Source organism: Marivirga sp. (assembly GCF_035704835.1).
In the GTDB taxonomy this organism is placed as follows: Bacteria; Bacteroidota; Bacteroidia; order Cytophagales; family Cyclobacteriaceae; genus Marivirga.
In genome coordinates, this window is record NZ_DASSWQ010000023.1 from 84,890 (window position 1) to 110,972 (window position 26,083).

Consider the following 26,083-nt stretch of genomic DNA (forward strand, 5'->3'; position numbering starts at 1 on the left):
AAATATTGAAATATCAGATATGAAAAAATCATTAATATTCATAATAGTTATAGCAGTAGTGGCTTTAATAGCAATTGCTCAAAGTGCCTATATTGTTAGGGAATCCGAACAGGTAATCATCACCCAATTCGGCAGACCAATCGGAAATGCAGTTAAAGATGCAGGATTACATTTTAAAATTCCATTTATACAGACTGCAAATTTCTTTGATAAAAGATATTTAGAGTGGGATGGAGATCCAAATCAAGTTCCCACAAAAGATAAAAAATTCATTTTTGTAGACACTTATGCTCGCTGGCAAATAACTGATCCACTGCAATTTTTCAAACGTTTGAGAAATGAAAGAGGCGCTCAGTCTCGTTTGGATGATATTTTAGATGGCGAAACTCGTGATTTCATTGCTAATAACTATTTAGAAGAAGCCGTAAGAACTAGCAATAGAACTCCAATATCAAGTGGAGCTATAAGTGAAATTGTAGAAGATAGTTTGGTGCAAATTAATGTAGGTCGAGATAGCATTCAAAGAAGTATCCAAAGATCAGCTAACCTTCAAACCCAAGATTTAGGAATTGAAATTTTAGATTTTAGATTTAAGAGGATAAGCTATGTAGAAGAAGTTCAAGCTCAGGTTTATGAAAGAATGAAGAGTGAGCGTTTTCGAATTGCTGATAAATTTCGTTCAGAAGGGCAGGGAGAAGCATCAAGAATTAATGGAGAGAAGGAAAAAGAACTACTTACAATCCAATCGGAAGCCTTTAGGGTGGCAGAAGAGATAAAAGGAAAAGCAGATGCAGAAGCAGCTGCTATTTATGCGAATGCTTATAATAAAAATAATGCTTCGCGTGAATTATATTCATTTGTAAAGTCAATGGAAACTTTCCAAAAAACATTTAATGATGAAACAACTATTATTTTATCTACTGATAGCGATTTGTATAAATATTTGAAGTCCATGAATTAAACCGATTTTGATAATTATAATTGTTCAAAAGCATTTGTCAACCTCAGGCAAATGCTTTTTATCTAAAAATCAGCCATAAAAAAAGCATCTAATTTTTAGATGCTTTTTAAATCGTTTCTTGAAATTAATTCTTATTTCTTTTTGTCCTTATCTTTATTATTTGATGAGATTTCTAAGTCAAAGGTATTTATTTGTTGTTCTAATTTCATGACATATTCAATTGATTGCTCAATCATAGTGTGCTGAGCAAAGATTTGCTCTTTTAAGTAGGAAATTTCATCATTTAAGCCATTAATTTTAGATTCGTATTCTTTCTTTAATTTAGCTTTCTCCTCCTTTACACGCCTTAGCTCGTCTTTATAAAAATAATATGACTCTGGAATTCTGCTCATGCAATTAAAATAAATTGTATATCAAAATTGTTTGGGATGGATGAAATATGGATTCAGTCTATATATTCAATTTTAATGTATACTTTGAAAATTACCTGAATCAATACGTTTCTTTAAATTCTTTAATTCCTTCCCCAATTTATCAGCATAATCCACAGCCATTTTCAGCATATCCTGTTGAGCCATTAATTGTTCTTTCAAATAAGAAACTTCTTTTTTCAATTCTCCTACTTGAACTTCATATTTAGAATTTAAGAGTACAATCTCTTTTTTTGATTTCTCTAGTTCTATTTTAAGCTCTTCAATACTAATTTTAGGCATAAAATTACTTAATTGTCAATAGCATCCTGAACAGTATTTTTATACTGAATGTCCATTTCATTAAATTTCAATTTAGGATGTTCTTCCTTAATTTTCTCTCTTCCAATTTTCACACTCTGTTGAAAAACTTTGTTATCAGGCAAAATCTTTCTGTGTGTTTTTAAACCTTTATGCCACATTTGTTCTTTCCATTCCGTAAAATACCATTCCATCGAAGGTTGGTGAAAAACTGTAAGCTTTCTTTTATCAAAAATTAACTTTGTGATTTTTTTAGAATCAACTAATTTCCCTATTTCACTAAAAATCTTTTTAAATTCTTCAATAGGAATATAAGTGCTAGTTGCCTCAACTACTGCTACAGATTTCCCTTCTACAAATGAAATTTTAGCGTGTGTTCCTTTGTGGTGGGTTACCAAGTTATCCTTCAAAGTTTCTGATTCGTTGCTCATAATTTTTAATTTATTGGGGTTTAAAAAATTAATATTGTTAAAAAATTCAATGTTTTAACATATAATGGCTCTAATTGTTTTATAGTTTTTCAAATATTTCTAATTTTTTCCATTCCACCATCAACTCCCAATATTTGACCTGTTATCCAGCTATTTTCGCTGTCTAATAAAAATGTTGCTGCATTAGAAATGTCTTCTGCTTTACCATATCTGCCAATAGGATGTCTCTTATTTGATGCTTCTTTTTTATCATCATTTGATAGAAGATTTTCTGCTAATGGAGTATCCGTTAAACTGGGTGCTATCATATTAACTCTAATTTGCTTGGAAGCTAATTCTGCTGCTAAGCTCAATCCAAAACCTTGCAAGGCGCCCTTAGCCGAAGCAATTGAAGCATGAAAAGATAAGCCAGTATTTGCCGCTACTGTGCTGAATAACACTATACTTGAACCTTTAGCATTTCTTAATGCTTTTAAAGATTGCTGGATGACCATTGCTGCTCCCACTGTATTTAATCTGAAGTCATTGATATAATCATTTTCTTTAATACTTTGAAAAGGTTTTAGATTTATGCTCCCAGGGCAATAAGCCAATCCATGAAGTGTATCTGGTAGATCTTTTAGCTCATCGTTCATATCCAAAACATCTAACTTGATATATTGAAAATCACCATCTAAGTCTGGTTTATTTCTTGAAGCTAAAATTAAATTAGCTCCTTTTTCTTGTAATTTTTTAGCTAGACTTAATCCTATACCTGAGCTAGCGCCCACTATCAAAATATTTTTATTTTCGAATGACATTTATATTGATTTGAGTTCCTCTTTTAAACCCATTGATAGTTTAATTGTTTGCCTTATTAATGATATTATATTCAATTTTATCACTTTTAGGCTATAAAAAAAGCCAACTGAGTTTATCAATTGGCTTTTGAATTGGATAATTTAGCGCTATTATTTGTTCGGAGAATTAATATAATCCAAAAACTCTCTTCTAGTTGCTTCGTCATTGAACTTACCACCAAAATAGGAAGTACCAGTTCTGCTGTTGGTATCTCCAACACCACGCGATGAGACACACATATGATTGGCATCCATTACGACTGCAACATCTTCAGTTTCCATCACTTTTCGTAGTTCTTCAGCAATTTGAACAGTTAATCTTTCTTGAACCTGTGGTCTTTTAGAATAGTATTGAACGATTCTATTTATTTTTGATAATCCAATTACTTTTCCACTGGAAATGTAAGCAACATGGGCTTTCCCATAAATGGGCACAAAGTGATGTTCGCAATGAGAATAGAACGTTATATCTTTTTCTACCAACATTTGACTGTACTTGTATTTATTTTCGAATAGCTTCGGTTGTGGTTTGTTTTTGGGGTTTAACCCACTAAAAACTTCCTTCACATACATTTTTGCTACTCGATTAGGCGTTCCTTTCAAGCTGTCATCGCTCAAATCCATACCCAAAATGTGCATGATTTCCTTAAAATGTTTGGCAATCATTTCCATTTTCAATTCATCATCCATTTCGAAAGCATCCGCTCTAAGTGGAGTTTCAAAATTAGAAGCTACGTGATCGTCTCCTAAATCTTCAAATTCTCTGTAATCTTTCAAATCTTTATTCTGTTGGGTATTCGACATAATTTCTTTCAGTTTCATATAACCTGATTCTTAACTCTTTGTTAGAATCAATTTTTTCCCTCAGCAAATTAAAAATCACGATAGCAATGTTTTCTGCAGTAGGATTGAGATTAGAAAACTCTTCCGTATCTAAATTTAGATTCTTATGGTCAAATCTGTTCAATACTCTGTCTTTAATCAAATCGCTCAATACTTTCATATCCATTACATAGCCAGTTTCAGGATCAACTTCACCAGTCACTTTTACTATTAACTCGTAATTGTGTCCATGAAAATTAGGATTATTACATTTGCCGAAAACTTTTTGGTTTTTCTCTTCCGACCAGCTTGGATTGTTTAACCTATGGGCGGCATTAAAATGTTCTTTCCTAAAGACAGCTACTTTCATGTGTGCTTTAATTATTTTATTGAAGGTCAAATATACGGCAATAACGCGAAAGAGTTAGAAGTGTTTAATAAATATATTAAAAAGTTAAACATATTATTGATTGTAGATTTCTGCTACACTCATATGTCGATTAAGAGACAGATAATAAATGTTAACTAAAAATTTACTGATAGAGATGATGTAATTTTTTGGTTTTTCTAATCATTTGCCTCGTACCCAGAAAAATTGAATAAACGATTATAATTAAGAAGCTGTAAGCAACCATTTTATAATTGGGGTGAAGATTTGTAATCAAATTCGTCTGTATGCTAAGTATGTTAACTGTTATGATTAATGCAAAGCTAATGGCTATTTGAAAACTTCGATATTTTCTAATTTCGTTTTTCTGCACATACAACTTTATGATAAAAATGACGGCTGTCAAGACGAAAGTGCTAAATAGTATTAGCGTGGTCATTTCAAAATATTCTGGCAATTGTTGGTAAACAGAAATTAAACTAAAAATAATCAGCAGAGGTAAAAAGACCCTGTAGCTCGTCAAAATCTTTTTGCCAGCATTAAGATAAGCATTAAATACTTCTTTTTGTACTCTCGATGATATAGCGTCTTCTATCGTACTAAATCCTAAAACACCAAAAGATTTATGCACTTCTTCAAAAGCTTCTTCTAAGTCTAATTCAGGCTTTTCTTCCATTTTATCTTCAATAGCAGAGGCTACATGATCCAAAATTTCATACTGGACATCTGTATGGGTAAATCCTCTTTTGGAAATCCAAGATTTAATTTGAGTTATTTGTTCGGCCGATAATTTCATAGGTATTGCACTTTGATTTTAGATCTGAATACTTTAAATCCAATGTGGATTAATGAAAGGAATAACAAAATCATAAATAAAGGCACCAATGGATATTGTACATAAAACTCTTGCGTAGGCTGATAGGGTTCTAAAAGAAATAATGGTAACATTGCTGACATATTGAAAATTGAAGTTGGAAGAATAAGAAAATGCGTAGTTGCGCTCAAATGAGCAGAATTAAGTCTTTTATTTCCATATTTTTTCAATCTAGACAGGACATATCCGTAAGCAGGGATTCCTATTGTAAATACTGAAAGTGGAATTAGGATACACCAAAAAATTAAATTCATTGGAAGTATTTCTATAAGTGTATACCCTAAAAAAATTATAGCTAGTGTTGAAATAATTTGTGGCCACCGCCAGAACTTTTTAAATTCTGAGAGGTATATTTTATTAGCTGTTTTCATGGTTTTACCAACCAAATTTCTATTTATACTCACAAGCTTATAATAATCAAACTCTTGATCTAAAGCTTCTAGGGTGGTGTCAAAGTCATTTTCACCTTTTTCATAAGCTGAAGCATAATGATCAAATAATTCATTGTACAACTCAATGTATTTGATAGGTTTTTTAGCTATATGTTCAGCTAAATGTTTTTTTTGCTCTGATGTTAAAGTTCTCATCGTAAGTATTGCATTTTAATTTTAGTTCTGAAGACTTTAAATCCAATGTAGGCTGCCGTAAAAAACGTCATCATGAGTAATAATAATAGCACAGAATATTTCTCGTAAAATTGAATTCTTGATAAGGAAGACTGTAAAGTCATAATGGGTAAAAATATTGACAAATTAAATATACTAGTTGGTAAGTTTAAATAATGTTGAGTAGCTTGATAATGTGCAGAATCAAACTTTTTATTACCAAATTTATGTCTGTGCTTTAAAATTAAACCATAAAAAGTTAAAATGACATTAAAGATTAGTAGTGGTATTATGACAGACCACATCACTACTTTTATCGGCAAGAATTCTAATATAATTAAGCCAAATAGTAAAAACCCTAAAGTGCTTACAATTTGAGGCCAACGCCAAAAGTTTTTAAATTCCTTCCAGTAAATTTCATTCACAGACTTTTTAGTCTTTTTCAATAAATTAGCATTGATTGTTTTTACCTTTTGATAGTCAAAGTGTTGATCAAGTTCTCTTAATACTTCTTCAAACTGTTTGTTCCCGTTTTCATAAGAAGATGCATAGTGGTCATATAATTCATTGTATAACTCAATGTATTCAATAGGCTTCTTTGCTAGATGATTAGCCAACTGTTCTTTTTGTTCTCTTGATAAGGTTCTCATGAGCTTATTTTTAGGTTAAGTCCCAATACGCGTTGCATATTCAGTAAAAAAGCCTCCAACTCTTCCATTTTATCAGCTGTTGCTTTCTTGCCATCCTCAGTTAGCCTGTAATACTTTCTTACTCTCCCATCCACTTTTCTGCTTTCGGTGGTAAGTGTGCCTTCAGCTTCTAATTTGTGCAAGGTAGGATAGAGGGCACCTTCAGTCAATTTTATTTCATCTGCAGTAAGCTGCTTCACTTTTTGGGTAATTTCATATCCATACATTTCTCCTGAGCTTTGCAAAAGATGCAAAACAATAGTAGAAAGACTTCCCTTTATCAATTGTTGATTTGCCATACTGCAATTATACAAAATTTCCTTATGCATAAGCAAATTAGGTATAATTTTTTGTTCTAATTTTTTCTTCTTCAAAACAATTCTAATTTTGGAAAGTCATAAATCATAAATTCAAAAAACGATGAATAGAAATTTATTAAGCGGTGGATTAGCTTTAATAGCACTAGTGATAGGAATAATGAATTACATTAGCATTGCAGAACTTAACAGCAATATTGAAGCAGAAATAAATGAGACCGTACAATCAAGTATGGAAGAAACAGAAGAAGAGGAAAGCCACTATGAATTAGCTAAAGCCATGAGCTATATGCAGAGGTATAGTCATAAATTATATTTAGCGGGTAGTAGTGAAAACTGGGAATTATCTGAATTTTATGCTCATGAGATAGAGGAAACCATTGAGGAGATTGAAAATGCTAAAGTGGTTGATGAGGGATACGATATTTCTGCGCTAGTAGGAACAATGACAAATCCAAATTTTGAAAAGGTTGAAGAATCAATTCATAAAAAAGATAAAACTGCATTTACAGATTCTTATAAATTATTAGTTCAATCCTGTAATGCTTGTCATCAAACTACGAAACATCAGTTTATAAAAATTGAAGTTCCTTCAGACGGCAAAGTTTTCAATCAGAATTTTTCAAAATAACTAAAAAAGGACTTGCTAAAAATAAGCAAGTCCTTTTCGTTAAGGGTTAAGATTGAAAATCACTCCAATTTTGAGAGATATTCCTCAGATTTTATCAAAGATTTAGCTGATTCGAAAGATTCTGTATCGCCATCGCATTTGAAGCAATAAGCTTTAATAAACTGTTTCATTTCTGCTAAATCCTGATTTTTGTACAGGTCAATTTTATCAATTTTCCTTATTGCTCTATTATATCTTCCTGCATAGGCATCATTCAAAAGCAATCGCATTTCAGCCATGGCAACATTTACTTTATCGCCACTATTTTTTGTGATTTCTTTATAATAGTTATCGCTCAAGGAGAAAAAGCCACTTTTCAAATCATCAGATGCCTCTAATGCTAATTGATGAAAGCTATCGCCAATTGAAAAATAAACTTCATCTTGGTACTTATCTTTGAGTTGCACGAGTTCCAGATTAAGACCATTTAAATTTTCAGGTATTTTTTCGAGTACTTTCTTATAGTATGAAGAATTACTGTAACCCGTTTGTTGCCATACAATTTCGCCCGTAGCAGTGGTTAAAACCACGTGTGGAATTGAAGTTACATTGAAAGAACGTGCCAAGGATGGATTTGAGTCAATATCCACTTTCAAAGCAACAAAGTTTTTAGAGAATGCTTTAAATTCCTCCGTGTTCCACATTTCACTGTCCATTTTTCTGCACGGACCACACCAAGTCGCCCAAAAATCCATTAGAATTAATTGGTCTTTTTCTGTGGCAATTGCTTTTGCAATTTTTTCATTATTTAACCAATTTACTTGAGCGGAGGCCACCGAACTACTAAAAAAGATTAGCGTAATTAAGAGTTTAGATAGTTTCATAATTTTTATACATATGTTGATAAGACAAATTAATAGATTAGTTGTGTTTTATCAAAGTCTTAAATGATTTTTTTTAATTTGAATACATGCAACAATCTTTTGTAGATTTTATAATGCCTTTTGCCATTGCACTTATTATGCTGGGAATAAGCCTAGAATTAAAATTCACAGATTTTTATAGGGTTTTTATACAACCAAAAGCAGTAATTACAGGTGTGATTAGTCAGATGATTCTTATTCCATTAATAGGTATATTGTTAGTCTATTTTTGGCCTATTGATCCTATTTATAAAATAGGATTGATGCTTTTGGCAGCTTGTCCTGGAGGTACTGCTTCTAATTTAGTGACCAAATTATTAGGAGGAAGGGTAGCTTTATCTATTTCTTTGACAGCTTTTAATAGCTTTATCATATTATTTACTATCCCTGCAATACTTCAATTAAGCCTAAATGTATTTTTAGGAAAAGACCAATCTGTAGAGTTGAATTTTCGGGAAACTACTGCTCAGGTGTTTTATACTGTCATAATTCCAGTTTCAATAGGGATATTAGTGAACGAGTTTTCCTCAGAAAATTTCACTCGTCCTATTAAGAAACCTTTAAAATACCTTTTACCATTTATCTTAATTATTGCACTTTTGGCTGTTGTGTTTTTAGAAGAAGATAATAAAGAGATTATTTATTTTAATCATCTTAATTTGCTTATTCCACTGGTCATTTTCAATATTGTTACCATACTTATTGGATACAAGATGGGCAAGATGATGAGGTTAAACCATGATGCCAATTACACAATTGCAATCGAAATGGGATTGTAGAATAGTGTTTTAGCGTTATTTATAGCCAATCGGGTGATGGAAGATCCTGCTTTAAGTACTGTAGCTATTTTATATAGTAGCTTTTCATTTTTTACTACTTTTGGGCTTACATTTTTAATGCAAAAACGATTAATTCCTGGTTTTAAAGTCTAAAATTTACCCATTTATAACAATTTCTTTACATCCATACATATTTCATATTGTGCTTTTGGATTTATCCTATATATTTACGACCTAAAAATTAATTCATGGCATCAAGAGGAGGTTTTTCTAACCGTTTAGGTTTTATAGCAGCAGCTGCAGGTTCTGCAGTAGGTTTGGGTAACATTTGGAAGTTCCCTTATGAAGTTGGTGAAAATGGAGGGGCTGCATTTTTAATAATTTATTTAGCTTGTGGACTTTTAATTTGTTTGCCTATTATGTTAGCTGAAACAGCTATTGGCCGAAACACAAGACTAAATCCATTTGGAGCATTTAAGAAAATTGGTAATCGTAGATGGGGACTAGTTGGTTTAATGGGTGTTTTATCGGGTGTCATGATTCTTAGTTTCTATAATGTAGTAGCTGGGTGGGCTTTCGGTTATTTCATTCAAATTGGTTTCGGAGGATTACTAAGTGATGGAGTTAATTATGGTAATTACTTCGGAAGTTTTGTTTCTAATATTACGGACAATCTTTTCTATTCTATTGCCTTCATGGTGCTAACTGCTTTAATTGTAGCAGGTGGTGTTCAAAAAGGAATTGAAAGATGGACCAAAATTTTAATGCCATTATTGGTAGTGATGATGATTGGCTTAATTTCTTATGGATTAACCTTGGATGGTGCCATGGACGGATTATCATTTTATTTAGTACCTGATTTTAGTAAAATTACTGCAAATACATTTTATACAGCCTTAGCACAAGCTTTCTTTTCTTTATCTTTAGGTATGGGTGCTTTAATTACTTATGGTTCTTATGTAGGTAAAGATGACAGTATTGTTGGAGCTGCGGCTTTAATTACTATAGCCGATATTTCCATTGCTTTCTTAGCAGGTTTAATGATATTCCCATTGGTATTTAGCCAACCAAGTATTGAAGCAAATGCAGGACCAGGTTTAGTTTTTGTTGCTTTACCTGGGATTTTTGAAACGATGGGTGCAATTGGTCCGTTTGTGGGAGCTTCTTTTTTCTTACTATTGTGTTTTGCAGCTTTAACATCAACAGTTTCCTTGTTAGAAGTGCCTGTTGCATTTGTAACTGACCAATTTAAAACCAATAGAAAGAAGACAGTTTATTTTGTTGCAACTTTTATTTTCTTTGTCGGCTTGCCAACAATGCTTTCCCAAGGCGCTTCAGATTTCTTCACCAATTTTACTTATTATGGAGGGGAAAGTAAAGATTTCTTCACCCTTCTTGAGAATGTATTCTCAGATTTGGCATTGCCTTTAGGTGGATTTTTTATTGCTATTTTTGCGGGATGGTCATGGAAAAATAAAGGTTTTCAGAAAGAACTATACTTCGGAAATGCTGCACTGGAAGGCACATTTTTAGAAAAAATGATATTGTTTATGGTAAGATTTGTATCTCCATTTGTAGTAGGAGCTATATTTATAATAAGTGTCCTACAAATATTCTTCAATATTTCTTTATTCTAAGAATTAGTAAATCTCCTTGATATCAAAAAAAAGGCTCAAGAAATTGAGCCTTTTTTATTTAATTGAATCCCTCAAGAGTTTAGAGAGTATTTTATGGGTAGGTTATAATTGAAACACTCCAAAATATGCGATTGGCTGTTAAAAACTAAACCATTCAAGGTTAACTTCTCAAGATTTATAATTGAATATCAATAACGTTAAATTAAGCTTTTTATTAAGCTTCATTCTTATTCCTTCTCCGATCGGAGAAGAAAAGATATATTAACCAAACGACCCTTAAAATTAAATATTAAGAATTTCAGTTAGTATTCTAAAAAACTTATCATTGAATTATTCACAATAATTAATTGCTCATAATTTAATAAAATCTGCCAGTCCTGAAGGCACCAGATAAAGCAACTGGAATTTCTGCCTCTGCTTTGATAACGGTTGCTCTGGCTTTTTGCACACGAGCAGACATTTCCTGCTCCAAGGCTACGGCCATCGCTCTTCTTTCTTCTGCTTTTGCTTTAGCAATATTCAAATCTGCAGAAGCCTGATCAATTTGCAAAAATGCCCCAATATTTTTCCCGATATCAATATCGGCTATGTCAATGGATAATATTTCAAATGCAGTCCCTGCGTCTAATCCATCTGCTAATACTTTTTTGGATATACTTTCGGGGTTTTCTAAAACTTCATAATAGGTTTTAGCCGTTCCTATGCAGGAGATGATTCCTTGACCAACTCGCGCTTTAATTGTTTCTTCTCCTGCTCCACCAACTAATCTGCCCAAATTGGTTCTTACCGTCACTCGCGCTTCAGCTACTAACTGTATACCATCTAATGAAACTCCAGTAATAGCAGGAACCACAATCATGTAAGGCGTAACTGAAACTTGTACAGCTTGCAAGACATCTCTTCCTGCTAAATCAATGGCAGTGGCTTGTTTAAATGATAATTCTAAGTTGGCTTTATCCGCTACAATCAAGGCTTTAATGACATTGGGTAGATTTCCATTTGCCAAATAATGTGTTTCCATTTCTTCGGTGGTAACATCAAGTATGCCTGCTTTAGTGGCATTTATCATGGCATTGGCGATTAATACAGGCGGTACTTTTCTAAATCGCATAAAAACTAATTCCAATAAATTGATGCGTACGCCTGAAAAAATAGCGGTGATCCAAATGTTAATAGGAAATATGAATAAGAAGAGCCAAATGCCAACCAAAATGGCAATTAGTAAGATAATAGAGTTTAATGGCATTTTTATAAGCTTTGTTTAGTGAAGGGAAAGGTAGTGAATTGCTTGCATATATTTTTCTTGCTTACGGCATTTTATTTTAGCTTAGATCACTACTTAATTTTAGATAATTTGTCAATTGTAATTATCTCAATTGAAACTCTTAAACAGCTAACTTCCCACTTCTTTTCTTGTAACAGAATTGAATAATTGGTAAAATGCGTAAAATTTCAAAAGTGCACACCCTTTAGTTAATGGAAGAAAATCAAGAACAGCTTGCAGCACAATGGCATTTATTTTTGCAAGAGTATTTCCAGAAAATAATTCAGCAAAAAAAGGATTTTTTATACGCTCTTTTTAAGTTTATAGAGGAGCATAAACCCCTGAAATCCGAGGATACGAACTTTAAAGCGGAAGATGAATATAAACAGGCAGTTTTTGAATTTATTAAAAATACATTTGCAGAAAGGCCAAAACTTGAGGAATCAGATTTTGAAGAGTTACATGCTACTTTAGTAACGGAGTTCAATAATTTAATTTCCTCTGTACCTGATGTGATTATTAAAGAGCAAAATTCGAACAGATTCAGCATTCAGAAAGAAGATAGTTTAAATCTGAAACTGCGAAAGCCTTTTATAATTTTGCTCTTTAGCTTAAGCAAATTGCCTTTTCATATTGTTAATCTCTTCCGAAAGAATAAAAAATCACTAAAATACTGGAAGCATGAAGTCAATGCAAAGGCTTTATTTGAAAGGCATTTTTTTAATGGGTATCTAACCAAATTGAATGAATTTAATCAGGAAATTTTAAAAGAATTTACTGCTTCTTTGGTTAAAATGAGAGAATTTGAAGATGTATCGCATGAGGATGACTCTTCAGAATTTCAGCATTTAGAATTCGGATTTGAAGATGATTTTCTAAAAGCCATCAAGTCACAAATCAATGACCAGTACTTGCTTTCATGTAAATCTTATGAAGAGGAGTTTGAGTTAGTTGGTACAATTGAATATAATAGGAAATTACTAAATCCAAGTAGACTTGAAAAGGATTTTCAGCAATTCAAAAAACAATTTGGCAGAAAGCATCAACATTGGAATAATACTATACATGCACTTTTTGAAGATTGGCGCTCTGAGCTTGAACTTTCAGCCCTTCAGTATTTTTTACAAAAAAGTATTAATGGTTTAAATAATAATGTTGGCGATTGGAATGATAAAATTCAAGAGAATTTCATTAATCCAATTAAATCATTTTTAAATGAAGCTCAAACTACCTTTAATGAAGAAGGAAATGAGAATGAAGATATTTCTAAAAAGATTACTCAGGTAAAATATATTACCAATAGGCAATTAGACCAAGGATTGATCCAGAAAATGCAGGAGAGTTTATCTAAAAACTCTATTCTCAATCAAATGGATAGATTGGAGCATTTGATAGGTGATCGCATCGAGAAACTTGCAGATGATTATGTGGTAACGAAATCAAATGATTTTATTATTCCTTTAGAAGACAATGAGCTTTCATCTATTTCTAATTATGAATTATTATCTTTTGAATTGAAACCTAAATTAAGTAATAAGCTGGAAGCTTTGAAAAGTAATATTTTTCAAAGAACGGGAGAGTTATTAATCAAAGTAGGTGATATTGATGAAATTGTTCATTATGTACTAAGTTCTGGATCTAATTCATTAAGCACAGAGTCTGAAAAAGATCAGGCTAGCACCATAATTTTAGATGGCTTTAAACGTGCTGAAAATACTGCGGAAGACGTTGATACGCAGATTCAAGAATTAATTGAAAATGCTCAAGCTGAACTTAAGAAATTGAGAGATGAGTTGATTCAAGAATTACAGAAGTTAAAGGAGAATGAAAAGGTTTCTGCTTTAAAAATGAGGATTAGTAAAGCTAAAGCCTTCAGGAAATCCGAAGCTCTTAGTCAAAAAGCTCTGTATTTTATAAAACATTATTTTGAGCTTGAGAAAAAAATAGTGGTCAAATATTACCAAAAATTTATTGGGCTAAAGGATGATTTTTTCAAGCGGTTTCTATCTGCTTCTATTGAAAATGAGCCTAACAGGGCAGTTTCCGATTTTCTGAATGAGTCCAATCAAGTGATTGATGGATTACCTGTAATTTATAAAAGATTATATGCCATTGAACCTTTAACGGACATGGTGTTATTTGAAGGTAGAGAAGGGGAAATTGATAAAATTTCTAAAGCTTATCATGCTTGGGTGGCTGGGAAATATGCATCCGTTTTAATAACTGCAGAGAAATGGAGTGGAATGACATCCATAGTGAATTATGCGGTGAAAAACATTAAATTCAATTATGTTCCTTTGCGCTTTGAATTGAAATTTAATAATCCTAATGCTGAATTTTTATTTCAAAGTTTTTCAGAGCTTTTGGATATAGGATTGACAGATAAGCAATCCATCATTGACCATCTGAATTCTGGTAAGAAACGGATCATTATATATGAAAATTTGCAAAAATTATTTTTAAGGGAAATACATGGGCAAAAAGCCCTAGAGGAATTTATTGACATTATGACCGCCACTCAAAAAAATGTATTTTGGATTGGTACTATGTCAATTTATACTTTTAATTATTTAGAAAAGTCATTAAAAATGAGTGCCTTTTTTAGCTACCATATACCGTTGGAACCATTAAGTGATAATGAAATTAGTCAATTAATTATTAAGAGAAATCGAATAAGTGGATTTAAAATTAAGTTTGAAGCACTGGATAAAGACCTAAATGATAAGAAATTTAAAAAGCTAGATGACACTGAAAGACAGCAGTATTTAAAAGAACGCTTTTTTAAAGACTTAAATAAATTTGCCAAAAGTAATATCAGTATGGCATTGATGTTTTGGTTATTATCTACTAAAAAAGTAGATGAACAGACGATTTTTATTAAAAATTTTAAAAAGCCTGATTTAAGCTTCCTATCGTCATTAAAACATGATAGAGTTTTTGTGCTTCAGGCTTTAATCATGCACGATGGTCTTAAATTGAGTCAGGTTGCCGATGTATTGTCCTATAGCTTAACCAAGTCTAAATTTTTACTTCTAGAATTGTTGGAAGATGGCGTGCTAATTGAAAAAGAAAATCAGTATTTGGTCAATCCTATTATCTATAGAAATACGGTTCAACTTCTTAAATCCAAAAACTTACTATGAAATTTGGGCAAATAAAATTGATGCTGCTAATGCTTTTTGGGCTTAATACAATTTTTATTGTTCAAGCGCAGGATACCACCCTGACTCAAAAGCTAGAATCATCTGTAAAAAAACCTAAGACTGAAACTCAGGCAGTAAAATCGAAAAAAGAAAATGTTCTTAAGCCGGTTATAAAGGTAGATTCCTCAAAATTACAGATTGACAGTCTTAAGGATGATAAAAAAGTAAATATAACTTCAGAGCAAGAATTTGATGCAGACACATTAATTATAAAAACTGAAAAAGAACAAGAGGCTGACGGATTTGAAGAAAACAAAATAGAAGAGTTATCTAACTTAATTTCCAATGGAAATATCTTTTATACCGTTGTTTTTTTTCTATTCGGATTTATAGTTATTAAAGTTATCAGCTTTATATTAAATGCTTTAGCGGAGCGAAGCACCAAATATAGAATTGCATTTAAAGGCTCTATTCCGATTGTAAAGATTGTTGGATGGGTTATTGTAATTAGCCTCATCATTGTAGTAATCTACCAGCCTTCAGTTGCCTCCATGTTGGCTGTATCAGCTTCTATAGGAGTAGCTATTGGTTTTGCGTCTCAAGATATTTTAAAGAATATATTTGGAGGTATAGTTATTTTGTTGGACAGGCCATTTGTTTCTGGTGATAAAATAGAAGTAGATAAATATTATGGAGAGGTGGTAGAGATTGGTTTGAGGTCAACTCGAATTGTGACTCCAGATGATTCGTTAGTTTCAGTACCCAATGCAGTTATGATGAATAGCTCATTATCGAATTCCAATGCAGGAGAACCGAATTGTCAGGTGGTGTCTGAAATTTATTTACCTTTAACGATAGACCCTATTAAAACCAGAGAAATTGCAACTCAAGCAGCTACGATTTCAAAATATATTTATCTTGGTAAACCGATTACAGTACACTTCTTCAATGAAGTCAACAACCATCATTCTTATTATAAAATGAGAGTAAAAGCATATGTAATGGATATCCGCGATGAATTCCAATTTAAAAGTGATATGACTGAATTAATCATAACGGAATTAGTGAAAGTGGGAGTTTTGGATGGTAAATTTTAAAGAATAATTAATTACTTTCTTAAAATGGTCATATTTGAGTAATTTGCATAAAAATTAAAAATGCGCCTAATTTCATTATTATTAATTATTTCTTGTTCTCTGAATCAGTCGAAAGCTCAAAATGAGGCTCCTAAAAATTTGGGTTCTTCGGTTAATTCTTCATATCAAGAAACTAAGCCTGTTATTTCACCAGATGGAAACACTTTGTTTTTTGCGAGGCAAAATTATCCAGATAATTATGATGGAGCGAATGATCCTCAAGATATTTACCGATCACAAAAAACCAATGGAAATTGGTCTTTAGCACGAAATATAGGGGAGCCATTGAATGATAAATATCCTAATGGAGTAAGTTCAGTAACGCCAGATGGTAATACGATGCTAATCCTAAATGCTTATAATGAATATGGCGATGTTTTAGATGGTGCTTCAATTTCACATAGAAGAGGAGGTCGTTGGCAATATCCAGAGATGATTAATATTCAAGAGTTTTATAATCTAAATGAGTATATTGATTACTATTTAGCCAATAATGAACGAACACTTTTATTGGCTATTGAAACGGAAGAAAGTTATGGTGATCAAGATTTGTATATCAGTTTTCGTATTGATGAGCGAAATTGGTCAAAGCCAGTGAATTTGGGTAGGCAAATAAACTCTTCTTCCCCAGAGTTTTCACCTTTCTTAGCAGCAGACAATAAAACCCTTTTTTTTGCCTCATACGGTCATAATGGGTATGGAGATGCCGATATATTTTATTCTAAGAGATTAGATGATAGCTGGCAAAATTGGTCAAAGCCTGAAAATTTAGGCACCGATGTAAATTCATCTGAATTTGAAGCATATTATACCATAGATGCAGCAGGAGAGAATGCCTATTTTGTGACCACAAAAGGAAGCGTAGCAAACTCTAAGGATATTTATCAGATGACATTGCCTTATAAATTTCGGCCAGACCCTGTATTATTGTTAAGAGGTGTGGTGGTTGATTTGATAAATAATGAAAAGCTGGAAGCAGAAATTGAATTTGTCAATACTAGTAATTATGAAAAAAATGAAGATGTAATTTCTAATACTGAAAATGGATTTTCTCATATTTTAGAGGAGGGTGTTCTTTATCAATATCTTCCTGTGAAGAGAGGCTATATTGGTATTCTTCAGTACCAGGACTTGACCAAATTGGATGAATACTTAGAAAAAGACCAACAGTTAGGGATGGTGCCTATTGCAGTCAATTCTGAAATTCCCGTCCATCATATTACTTTCGTAACTAATGCTGATATTTTTAGGTTCGATGCCTACTATGAATTAGATAGATTTGCTTCTATTCTGCAAAGCAACTCCAAAATGCAAATTGAAATTGTGGGGCATACATCCCAATTTCCATTGGAGGCAGAAAATGAGAGGCTTTCTTACAATAGGGCTAAAGCAGTGGCCGAATATTTTGAACAAAAGGGGATTCATCCAGACCGTTTGAAAATAAAGGGAGCTGGAGAAAAAAATGCATTTACTTCTATTGCAGGGGTTGCTTTAAAAAACGGGATAAAGTTAGAGGACCGAATTGCTATAAAAATTATTAGCATGAATTGGAAAAAGCCTAAACCAAAAGATACCGATGGAGATGGAATAATTGATACGGAAGATGATTGTATAACTCTAGCTGGTGTTGCAGAAAACAATGGATGCCCAGAAATTACCAAAGAAACAAAAGAAGTACTTAAGGAAGCTTTAGAAGGAATTGAATTTGAATTAGCTTCAGATGTAATTCGAGAAACATCATTACCGATTTTGGATAAAGTCGTGACGGTAATGCAAGAAAATCCTGATTATAATTTGAAAATTTCAGGTCATACTGATGACCAAGGTAATGATGATGCAAATTTATTATTGTCGCATAAAAGAGCTCAGGCCACCAAAAAATATTTGATGGATAAGGGAATTGCTATTTTAAGATTAGATGCAGTGGGTTATGGTGAAATGCAGCCTGTAGAAAGCAATGATACAGCCGAAGGCAGGGCAAAAAACAGGAGGGTAGAATTTGACATTGTGTTTGATTAAATGAGTTAGAAGTTAGGAGATGGAGTTAGGAAATAGGACGTAAATCCTTTACAAATTTCTAGGAATAAAAGTGAAAGGAAATAATGTAGAGCTAAATTTGATTTAAATACAGTAACATTACCGACAGTAATCTTTGTAATTGATAAAATGTGGCTATAACTTAAAATCTATAAAAATATAAATGTACTTATTCGGAGCAAGTGGACATGCAAAAGTGATTGTAGATATTCTTTTATCAAAAGGAGTTCAGGTAAAGGGGTTTTACGATGAAGATGAAACCAAAAAAGAGCTTTGGGGTATTCCTGTCATAGGAAAAACTAGAGATTTCGAGGCTACTGTTGAGGAGTGCATTGTTTCGATTGGTAAAAATGATATTCGTCAAAAGGTTGTTGGGCAATTATCCAAAGCTGAATTTGGTACTGCAATTCATGATAAATCGAATATTGGGTCTCATGTAGAAATAGGGGAAGGAACTGTTGTGATGGCAGGAACTATTATTAATGCAGACACTAAAATAGGAAAGCATGTGATTATTAATACCTCTGCGAGTGTAGACCATGATTGTAGATTAAGTGACTACACGCATATAGCCCCGAATGCTTCACTTTGTGGCGGTGTAGAGGTAGGAGAAGGAACTTTGATTGGGGCTGGAGCGACTATTATTCCACTAGTAAAAATTGGGAAATGGTGCACTATAGGAGCAGGGGCGGTAGTAGTAGGAGATATTCCTGATAACTCTGTAGCGGTTGGAAATCCCGCCAAGGTGATAAAAAAATAATTTAAATGACAGAAATCGCTATATATGGTGCAGGTGGCTTCGGTAGAGAAGTAAACTTAATTGTACAGCAGCTTATTAAAAAAGGTTATTCTTACCATTTTTTAGGCTTTTTTGATGATGAAGATAAATCATCTGAATTGGGTAAATCTTACCTTGGTAATACAGAAAAGCTTAATAACTGGAAAAGTCCCATTTCCATAGCGGTAGCTATTGGAGATGGTAAAGTTCGAAAAAAAGTAGTGGAGAGAATAACCAATCCGATTGTTGAATTTTCTAAAGTGGTTTCTCCTTTTGCTATATTTAATGATATCATTAATGTTGGAACAGGAAGTATAATTTGTGCAGGAGCTAACCTAACCACAAATATTAAGGTGAAAGATTTTGTAGTAATAAATTTAAATGCCACAGTAGGGCATGATTGTCAATTAGAAAATTTTAGTTCAGTAATGCCTGGAGTCAATCTGGCAGGTCATGTGAAATTAAAAGAATGTGCTTTTGTAGGGAGTGGGGCAAATGTTTTGAATGGGGTAGAAATGGGAGAAAATTCTGTTTTAGGGGCTGGTGGTGTGCTCACTAAAAATCTTGAAGCCAATAAAACGGCTATAGGTGTACCTGCAAAAATCTTAGAAAAGTGAGTTTATATCAGGATTTTAAACCATCTATTTACTTTCTTGCCAAATTTATAGGCTTGTACATCATTCTTAACGTGGGGTATGGTTTTTATTTAGATGCGTCAAAAGGCGAAGCAGATTTCATGACCAAATGGGTGACGGAGCAGACCGCTGCAATTATTGATTCTTATGAGGATAAAATAGCTACCGGACCTAAAGATGATTTGAAGAGCATTTTTATTTTTAAAGATAGTCAGGCAATCCTTTCCGTTTATGAAGGCTGTAATGGCTTAAATGTAATGATCATTTTTGTTTCTTTCCTGATTGCCTATGGGAAGTTAGGAAAACGGATGTTATGGTTCCTTCCATTTGGAGTGATAGTCATTCATTTATTTAATCTTCTCAGAATTTTGTTATTGTTTCATGTCACCATTTCTATGCCTGATTTCCTTTATTTTAGTCATAAATATTTGTTTACAGCCTTTATTTATATCGCTGTATTCGGCATGTGGGTGCTTTGGATATTTAAAATAAATGATAAATAAAGACTTATTACAACCGAATAGAAAATTAAGAGTCTTTCTGATTATTATCAGCTTGACAGGCTTGGGAGTTATCTTTATTGGTCAACGTTTTGATTATAGTTTATTATTATCTGATAATTTTAATGCACAGAATCAGTTTATCATCAACAGGATTATACGTTTTCTTTTGAATGATAATTTGGTTCTTTTACTTATCTATGGACTATTCTATGACCGTAAATATGTAAAATTTGGGTTGGCAGTTGAGGCATTTGGCTTTTTCTTCCTTTTAATTCCTTATTTTATTCTAAGGTATTATACACCCATCGATCATATGTATATTAGTTTTATTCATCGGCTAATTATTAATCCTACCTTAATGGTTTTGCTAATTCCAGCCATATATATTCAGAAGCTTCAAAATTAATTTTTTTCCCTGCTAAAATTGTAACTCCAAATATATTTAACAGTTAGATTAAGAGTAAAATCGATTTATAAATTCATGTCCAAATTGAAAAATATTCCATATTCCATTTTAGAATTAGCCAGTGTTGGTAAAGGCATAAGTATTAAAAAAACCTTTGAATATAGCCTTGATTTAGCTCAAAAAGCAGAACACTTAGGATATAAAAGATTTTGGTTAGCGGAGCATCATAATATGGTCAGCATCGCCAGTTCTGCTACAGCTGTTTTAATTGGACACATTGCAAGTGGCACCCAAAAGATAAGAGTAGGGTCAGGTGGAATCATGTTGCCCAATCATTCTCCACTGATTGTTGCGGAGCAATTTGGCACGCTAGGAAGCATTTATCCTAATAGAATTGATCTAGGATTAGGAAGAGCACCAGGCACAGATCAGACAACTGCTCACGCCATTCGTTCGGATAGAAACCAATCTGTGCATAAGTTTCCTGAAGAGGTTAGTGAAATTCAACGCTATTTTTCTTTGGATAACAGAAGTTCGAATGTTCGTGCTACTGTAGCAGAAGGAGTGGAAGTTCCTATTTTCATATTAGGTTCAAGTACAGATAGCGCGCATTTAGCTGCTAAAAATGGGTTACCGTATGTATTTGCATCTCACTTTGCACCAACACAACTTTTCGAAGCATTAAATATCTACTATAATGAATTTCAACCTTCTAAAACCCTAAAAGAGCCTTATACGATAGCGGGTATAAATGTTATTGCAGCCGAAACTGATGCTGAAGCTGAAAAATTATCTACTTCCATGATCAGGATGATGTTAGGAGTAATGACAAATAATATGGATTATATGCAGCCTCCCACAGAAATGACTGCAGAGTTAAAGGAAATCTCAAATCATCCTGCTTTTCAGAAAATGATGCAATTTGCTTTTGTTGGGAGTAGAGAAAAAGTGCAACATCAAACGGAAGAATTTCTAAAGAAAACCGGAGTTGATGAAGTGATTGTGGCATCACATATTTATGACCATAAAGCAAGGGTAAAATCTTATGAAATATTCTCTGAAATTATGAAAGGAGAGACTGTTGAGAATTTTTCCTGATTTATAACAACAAAGGTCACGAAGATTTTTCACTAAGTTATACAAAACCCCTTAATGCTCTATGAGAAGAATAAGTTTTACAAGCAAAGTCCGTGAAGTATTCTCTAGCCTGTTTTATAATAGTAGTAAATTCTCGCACTGGGATGCCTATAGTATAGAATCTTTTTACTAAGTATTTGCAGTTATTAAAACAAACCTCTAGGTCAAAATATGAATTTTATAATAAAGTAAAAAAAGGATTAACCCGACCACTTTCGAGGAACTCAAAAATGCGGGAGGGAGGAATCCCGAAAGCTTTCGGGAATAGGGCCTGCTTGGGTAGACAAGCCAGCGTAGGTATTGGTGGGTAGAAGCATTAAACTTTCTTGATTTTTTGAATCTTTTTTATCAAGAAAAAAGATTGGTGGATAAATGAAAACAAAGAATATTAGGGGACAAGTTGTGGTTATCTTTTTAGCGGCTTCAATAAATCCTCTAAGCCATTGGTTTTAATCACCCAAAGCGTCTCCATTTGCATGCCCAATTTCCCAGGAGGGAAACCATCTTTTCTTTTAAACCACTCCAAATAGGAGACAGGTAAATTACAAAGTAAAGTGCCCTTGTATTTTCCAAAGGGCATCTTTACTTTGACTAAATCATTTAATATTTGAGGATTTAATCCTTCCATTATTTTTTGAAAGTGCTTGCAACTACCAGGTCCTTGGAGCCATGGCTGTAATCATAAAAGCCTTCACCAGATTTAGCTCCTAATTTTCCTGCTTGCACCATATTGATCAATAATGGACAAGGTCTGTATTTCGGGTCGCCTAATCCATCATGCAATACATTCAAGATACTCAAGCAAACATCCAGACCAATGAAGTCAGCTAATTGTAATGGTCCCATTGGGTGAGCCATTCCCAATTTCATCACGGAATCAATTTCTTTTACGCCTGCAACACCTTCAAACAAGCTGAAAATTGCTTCATTGATCATTGGCATTAAAATTCTGTTGGCGATAAAACCAGGGTAGTCATTCACTTCCTCAGGAATTTTACCCAGTTTCTTAGACATTTCCATGATTCGGTTAGTCACTTCATCAGATGTAGAATATCCACGGATAATCTCCACTAACTTCATCACAGGAACTGGATTCATGAAGTGCATTCCAATTACTTTTTCAGGTCTTTTTGTTACTGAGGCAATTTTAGTGATGGAAATAGAGCTGGTATTCGAAGCCAGAATAGTTTTTTCATCACAAACCTCATCCAATTCCTTAAAGATTTTTAGTTTAAGGTCAGTATTTTCTGTTGCAGCTTCTACTACTAAATCAGCATTTTTTGCTCCATTTTTAACAGAGGTGAAAGTGGTGATATTCTTTAGTGTTTCAGTTTTCTTGGCTTCGTCTATTAATTCTTTTTTAACTTGTCGATCCAAGTTTTTCCCGATAGTGGCCATTCCCTTTTCAAGGGCAGCTTCACTTATATCAATTAAAGAAACTTTGAATCCGTTCTGAGCAAAAACATGCGCAATGCCATTACCCATCGTTCCCGAACCAATTACTGCTATATTTTCCATAGTTTATTTTTATTTATTTTTTAGCTGTGACAAAGATATAAAATCTACCTAGTACCCATAACCCCCTTTTGGAAAAGATGTTGAAAAAGATTTAATTCAATTTAAGCAACAGGCTTTAAACACTTCAACACTTCAATACCTTCTATTCCCATTCATCAAACAAAACTGTGCATGACAATAAAATTATATTAATTTCGTGTTTTATCGATGTTAAACTTTAAATGGAATATATGAAAGTATTAAAATTATCGGTTTTGATGTTTTTAGGTGTTTTCACAAGCCTATTTGCACAAGAACCACAAGAAAACAACCAAGATTTATTTAAATTCTTTGGTGATAGAAGAGGAAATGAGTTTAGGTCGGCTTCTGGAAAGCCAGGCTATGAGTATTGGCAGAACAGTGCTGATTACAAAATTAATGTCACTCTAGATGAAGAGAATGAGATGATTAATGGTGATATCACTATTACTTACACTAACAATAGTCCAGAAAAATTGGAGTTTGTTTGGCTTCATTTAGAACAAAATCGGTTTACTGAAACCTCAAGAGGGACATTGACTACTCCAATCCAGGGAAATCGATATGTAGGTGATATGGATGGCGGCTACAAGATTACTAATTTAAAAGCCATTAGTGGAAGAAGAGGAAATGAATCCAGTAAGCATATCATCACGGATACTAGAATGCAGGTTTTCTTTGACGAACCAATTGAAGCAAACGGTGGTACAGCTACGATTAGTATGAATTTTGCCTATAAAATCCCTGTTAAAGGAATGGACAGAATGGGACAGTTAAAAGTAGATGATGGTACAATATTCGCGATGGCACAATGGTATCCTAGAATGGTTGTATTTGATGATATTAGAGGATGGAACACTGAACCTTATTTAGGTGCGGGTGAATTTTATTTAGATTACGGTGATTTCGAATATAATGTAACGGTCCCATACAATCATATCGTTGTAGGTTCGGGTGAACTTTTAAATCCAGGTGATGTATTAACTTCAGAGCAGCAAAATAGAATGGCTAAAGCGGCTGAAAGTGATGAAACTGTACATATTATTACAGCTGATGAAGTTGGAGATCCTACTAAAACAAGACCAAAGCAGTCAGGAAATTTAACATGGAAATTTAAAATGGAAAATACTAGAGATGTAGCTTGGGGTTCATCACCAGCGTTTATTTGGGATGCTGCTAAAATTGATTTACCCAGTGGAAAAAAAGCGTTAGCACAATCAGCTTATCCTAAAGAAAGCGATGGAGAAGATGGTTATGGTCGTTCTACTGAATATGCAAAAGCTTCAATTGAACATTACTCTGAGAAGTGGTTTGAATACCCATATCCTAATGCTATCAATGTTGCAGCTGATATAGGCGGAATGGAATATCCAGGATTGAATTTCTGTGGATATCAGTCTAAAAACAAATCTTTATGGGGTGTTACTGACCATGAGTTTGGTCATAACTGGTTTCCTATGATTGTAGGGAGCAATGAAAGATTATACGCTTGGATGGATGAAGGTTTTAATACGTTCATCAATTTCTATTCTTCAGAGGAATTTAATGATGGAGAATTTGCTGATGATTTGGATGAAACTAGAAGTTATGTAGGCTGGTTGACTAGCGAAAGCCGGGAAATGATAGCGACTTATCCTGATGTTGCAGATACTCGTAACTTAGGAATGATTGCTTATATGAAGCCGGCTATGGGTCTTTTGATGTTGAGAGAATATATTTTAGGTCCGGAAAGGTTTGATAATGCATTCAAAGCATACATTAACAGATGGGCTTATAAACATCCTACCCCAGGTGACTTTTTCAATACGATGGAAAATGTTGCAGGTGAAAGTTTATCTTGGTTCTGGAGAGGTTGGTTCTACGGAAACGGAAATATTGATATTTCGCTAGACGCAGTTTACCCATATCAGGGAAGTTATCTTTTAGTCATAGGTAATAATGGTGAAATTCCAATGCCTGTGAAAATGAAAGTGACCTACGCTGATGGAACTGATGAAATGGTTGAACTTCCTGTTGAAATTTGGCAAAGAGGTGATTCATGGAATCATTTATTAAGCACAGGTAAAGAAGTTACAAAAATCGAAATTGACCCTAATAAAATTCTTCCAGATGTAAATGGAAGTAATGACGTTTGGCCAAGTCAATATTACAAAGATTAACTAGTAATTAATTAGTTATAATAGTTGAAAAGCTCTCCGAACGGAGAGCTTTTTTTATTCTATTTTAGGTACAAAAGGTGGTTCATTCATATTACAAAGCTCCACTTGTTCAATTGAAAGATAGTATTTATGGAGTCTATCTTTGTATCGTTGGCCTACCAAATCGTGATTTAATACCCATTCTTTAGTCGCAATAATTTCATCTCTAAAACCTCTTTGAATGGCGATATAATCTGCCTCATGCTCTGCTTTCATTTTAAATGAGTTTGAGAAGACATATTGCAGCCCATACTTTATCATGCCTAGGTTGGAATAGGATAAATAATCAACCAAATGACCTAATTCATGAGCAAACCATCCTGTCATTACATTTTGTGGAACATCCTCTACTTTTAACGTATCACTACTGCTTACATAAACTCCTAGCATGATTCTGTATCTTTTGATTCCGCTAAAGATATTTTGCAGTGAAATGATAGGTTGAGCCTGCATAGTGGAATTTTTCACTCTTTTTTGATATAGAGTGATAGAGTAATCATGTAAATCTTCGTATTTCCTCAAAGCTTCGAGAAAGCTTTCTTTAATTTTATCGCTGTCTACTTTACTAAATTTTACCTTCATATCATTAAAATAACGATGAGATTTTCTGATTGTTTATTTGAAATAAAACTAACTGGATAGTTGTATAAATGTAATATTTATAATAATTTCAAACTTTCTTAATTAATAAAAAATAAAAAACT

The 26,083-nt window shown here is 33.1% G+C and carries 28 protein-coding genes; 13 read left to right on the plus strand and 15 right to left on the minus strand.

Going from position 1 to position 26,083, the window contains the following annotated elements:
• Positions 1–19 precede the first annotated feature (19 nt).
• On the plus strand, positions 20–961 hold the full coding sequence (hflC, locus tag VFM92_RS04015; protein ID WP_325120906.1) for a protease modulator HflC: 942 nt from the start codon (positions 20–22) through the stop codon (positions 959–961).
• 131 nt (positions 962–1,092) lie between these two features.
• On the opposite strand, the gene VFM92_RS04020 is transcribed toward hflC, so the two are convergent.
• The 10 genes from VFM92_RS04020 to VFM92_RS04065 form a co-directional block, all read right to left on the minus strand.
• A complete protein-coding gene (locus VFM92_RS04020) occupies positions 1,093–1,353 on the minus strand; it encodes a hypothetical protein (protein WP_325120907.1) in 261 nt (86 codons plus the stop codon).
• A gap of 72 nt (positions 1,354–1,425) precedes the next feature.
• On the minus strand, positions 1,426–1,674 hold the full coding sequence (locus VFM92_RS04025; RefSeq protein WP_325120908.1) for a hypothetical protein: 249 nt from the start codon (positions 1,672–1,674) through the stop codon (positions 1,426–1,428).
• A gap of 8 nt (positions 1,675–1,682) precedes the next feature.
• Complete coding sequence (locus tag VFM92_RS04030) at positions 1,683–2,123, minus strand: hypothetical protein (protein ID WP_325120909.1); 441 nt, start codon at positions 2,121–2,123, stop codon at positions 1,683–1,685.
• Positions 2,124–2,212: 89 nt separating this feature from the next.
• The gene (locus VFM92_RS04035) at positions 2,213–2,923 is read right to left on the minus strand and encodes an SDR family oxidoreductase (protein ID WP_325120910.1); all 711 of its coding nucleotides are present in this window, start codon (positions 2,921–2,923) and stop codon (positions 2,213–2,215) included.
• Between the two features lie 150 nt (positions 2,924–3,073).
• Positions 3,074–3,784, minus strand: a complete 711-nt coding sequence (gene folE, locus VFM92_RS04040) for a GTP cyclohydrolase I FolE (RefSeq protein WP_325120911.1) — start codon at positions 3,782–3,784, stop codon at positions 3,074–3,076.
• Entirely contained in the window at positions 3,744–4,154 is a 411-nt protein-coding gene (locus VFM92_RS04045) for a 6-pyruvoyl trahydropterin synthase family protein (RefSeq protein ID WP_325120912.1), read from the minus strand. Before VFM92_RS04045 ends, folE begins: the two co-directional genes overlap by 41 nt.
• A 163-nt stretch (positions 4,155–4,317) precedes the next feature.
• Entirely contained in the window at positions 4,318–4,968 is a 651-nt protein-coding gene (locus tag VFM92_RS04050) for a hypothetical protein (RefSeq protein ID WP_325120913.1), read from the minus strand.
• On the minus strand, positions 4,965–5,633 hold the full coding sequence (locus tag VFM92_RS04055) for a hypothetical protein (RefSeq protein ID WP_325120914.1): 669 nt from the start codon (positions 5,631–5,633) through the stop codon (positions 4,965–4,967). The genes VFM92_RS04050 and VFM92_RS04055 overlap by 4 nt, the downstream gene beginning before the upstream one ends.
• Positions 5,630–6,301 carry a hypothetical protein gene (locus VFM92_RS04060; protein WP_325120915.1) on the minus strand — a complete coding sequence of 224 codons (672 nt, stop codon included), beginning with the start codon at positions 6,299–6,301 and terminating at the stop codon, positions 5,630–5,632. Before VFM92_RS04060 ends, VFM92_RS04055 begins: the two co-directional genes overlap by 4 nt.
• Positions 6,298–6,639 (minus strand): PadR family transcriptional regulator, encoded by a 342-nt coding sequence (locus tag VFM92_RS04065; RefSeq protein WP_325120916.1) that lies wholly within the window; start codon positions 6,637–6,639, stop codon positions 6,298–6,300. The genes VFM92_RS04060 and VFM92_RS04065 overlap by 4 nt, the downstream gene beginning before the upstream one ends.
• Positions 6,640–6,760: 121 nt before the next feature.
• Between VFM92_RS04065 and VFM92_RS04070 the strand changes: the two genes are divergently transcribed.
• Positions 6,761–7,288: a hypothetical protein gene (locus tag VFM92_RS04070; RefSeq protein WP_325120917.1), complete on the plus strand. Its 528-nt coding sequence runs from the start codon at positions 6,761–6,763 to the stop codon at positions 7,286–7,288.
• A gap of 59 nt (positions 7,289–7,347) precedes the next feature.
• Here VFM92_RS04070 and VFM92_RS04075 read toward each other — a convergent pair whose 3' ends face one another.
• A complete protein-coding gene (locus VFM92_RS04075) occupies positions 7,348–8,151 on the minus strand; it encodes a thioredoxin family protein (protein ID WP_325120918.1) in 804 nt (267 codons plus the stop codon).
• An 86-nt stretch (positions 8,152–8,237) separates the two neighbouring features.
• On the opposite strand from VFM92_RS04075, the gene VFM92_RS04080 reads away from it, so the two are divergent.
• Together VFM92_RS04080 and VFM92_RS04085 are read left to right on the plus strand one after the other, a co-directional pair.
• Complete coding sequence (locus VFM92_RS04080) at positions 8,238–8,969, plus strand: hypothetical protein (RefSeq protein WP_325120919.1); 732 nt, start codon at positions 8,238–8,240, stop codon at positions 8,967–8,969.
• A 248-nt stretch (positions 8,970–9,217) separates the two neighbouring features.
• Positions 9,218–10,606, plus strand: coding sequence for a sodium-dependent transporter (locus VFM92_RS04085; RefSeq protein ID WP_325120920.1), 1,389 nt, complete (start codon positions 9,218–9,220; stop codon positions 10,604–10,606).
• 358 nt (positions 10,607–10,964) lie between these two features.
• Here the strand turns inward: VFM92_RS04085 and floA are convergent, their stop codons facing one another.
• Positions 10,965–11,852 (minus strand): flotillin-like protein FloA, encoded by an 888-nt coding sequence (gene floA / locus VFM92_RS04090; protein ID WP_325120921.1) that lies wholly within the window; start codon positions 11,850–11,852, stop codon positions 10,965–10,967.
• A gap of 230 nt (positions 11,853–12,082) precedes the next feature.
• Between floA and VFM92_RS04095 the strand changes: the two genes are divergently transcribed.
• The 8 genes from VFM92_RS04095 (at position 12,083) to VFM92_RS04130 (ending at position 21,606) form a co-directional block, all read left to right on the plus strand.
• Positions 12,083–15,013, plus strand: a complete 2,931-nt coding sequence (locus tag VFM92_RS04095; RefSeq protein WP_325120922.1) for a hypothetical protein — start codon at positions 12,083–12,085, stop codon at positions 15,011–15,013.
• Positions 15,010–16,110: a mechanosensitive ion channel family protein gene (locus VFM92_RS04100; protein ID WP_325120923.1), complete on the plus strand. Its 1,101-nt coding sequence runs from the start codon at positions 15,010–15,012 to the stop codon at positions 16,108–16,110. The genes VFM92_RS04095 and VFM92_RS04100 overlap by 4 nt, the downstream gene beginning before the upstream one ends.
• Positions 16,111–16,170: 60 nt before the next feature.
• Positions 16,171–18,168 carry an OmpA family protein gene (locus VFM92_RS04105; RefSeq protein ID WP_325120924.1) on the plus strand — a complete coding sequence of 666 codons (1,998 nt, stop codon included), beginning with the start codon at positions 16,171–16,173 and terminating at the stop codon, positions 18,166–18,168.
• A 181-nt stretch (positions 18,169–18,349) separates the two neighbouring features.
• Positions 18,350–18,946, plus strand: coding sequence for an acetyltransferase (locus VFM92_RS04110; protein WP_325120925.1), 597 nt, complete (start codon positions 18,350–18,352; stop codon positions 18,944–18,946).
• Between the two features lie 5 nt (positions 18,947–18,951).
• The gene (locus VFM92_RS04115; protein ID WP_325120926.1) at positions 18,952–19,581 is read left to right on the plus strand and encodes a NeuD/PglB/VioB family sugar acetyltransferase; all 630 of its coding nucleotides are present in this window, start codon (positions 18,952–18,954) and stop codon (positions 19,579–19,581) included.
• Positions 19,578–20,102: an exosortase family protein XrtF gene (xrtF, locus tag VFM92_RS04120; RefSeq protein WP_325120927.1), complete on the plus strand. Its 525-nt coding sequence runs from the start codon at positions 19,578–19,580 to the stop codon at positions 20,100–20,102. Before VFM92_RS04115 ends, xrtF begins: the two co-directional genes overlap by 4 nt.
• Positions 20,092–20,508, plus strand: coding sequence for an exosortase F system-associated membrane protein (locus VFM92_RS04125; protein ID WP_325120928.1), 417 nt, complete (start codon positions 20,092–20,094; stop codon positions 20,506–20,508). The genes xrtF and VFM92_RS04125 overlap by 11 nt, the downstream gene beginning before the upstream one ends.
• A gap of 75 nt (positions 20,509–20,583) precedes the next feature.
• Positions 20,584–21,606 (plus strand): LLM class flavin-dependent oxidoreductase, encoded by a 1,023-nt coding sequence (locus VFM92_RS04130; protein WP_325120929.1) that lies wholly within the window; start codon positions 20,584–20,586, stop codon positions 21,604–21,606.
• Positions 21,607–22,051: 445 nt separating this feature from the next.
• Here the strand turns inward: VFM92_RS04130 and VFM92_RS04135 are convergent, their stop codons facing one another.
• Both VFM92_RS04135 and VFM92_RS04140 read right to left on the minus strand, forming a co-directional pair.
• A complete protein-coding gene (locus tag VFM92_RS04135) occupies positions 22,052–22,273 on the minus strand; it encodes a DUF3820 family protein (protein ID WP_325120930.1) in 222 nt (73 codons plus the stop codon).
• Entirely contained in the window at positions 22,273–23,163 is an 891-nt protein-coding gene (locus VFM92_RS04140; RefSeq protein ID WP_325120931.1) for a 3-hydroxybutyryl-CoA dehydrogenase, read from the minus strand. Before VFM92_RS04140 ends, VFM92_RS04135 begins: the two co-directional genes overlap by 1 nt.
• 230 nt (positions 23,164–23,393) lie before the next feature.
• On the opposite strand from VFM92_RS04140, the gene VFM92_RS04145 reads away from it, so the two are divergent.
• The gene (locus tag VFM92_RS04145; RefSeq protein WP_414675563.1) at positions 23,394–25,340 is read left to right on the plus strand and encodes a M1 family metallopeptidase; all 1,947 of its coding nucleotides are present in this window, start codon (positions 23,394–23,396) and stop codon (positions 25,338–25,340) included.
• 54 nt (positions 25,341–25,394) lie between these two features.
• Here the strand turns inward: VFM92_RS04145 and VFM92_RS04150 are convergent, their stop codons facing one another.
• On the minus strand, positions 25,395–25,961 hold the full coding sequence (locus VFM92_RS04150; protein ID WP_325120933.1) for a hypothetical protein: 567 nt from the start codon (positions 25,959–25,961) through the stop codon (positions 25,395–25,397).
• Between the last annotated feature and the right edge of the window lie 122 nt (positions 25,962–26,083).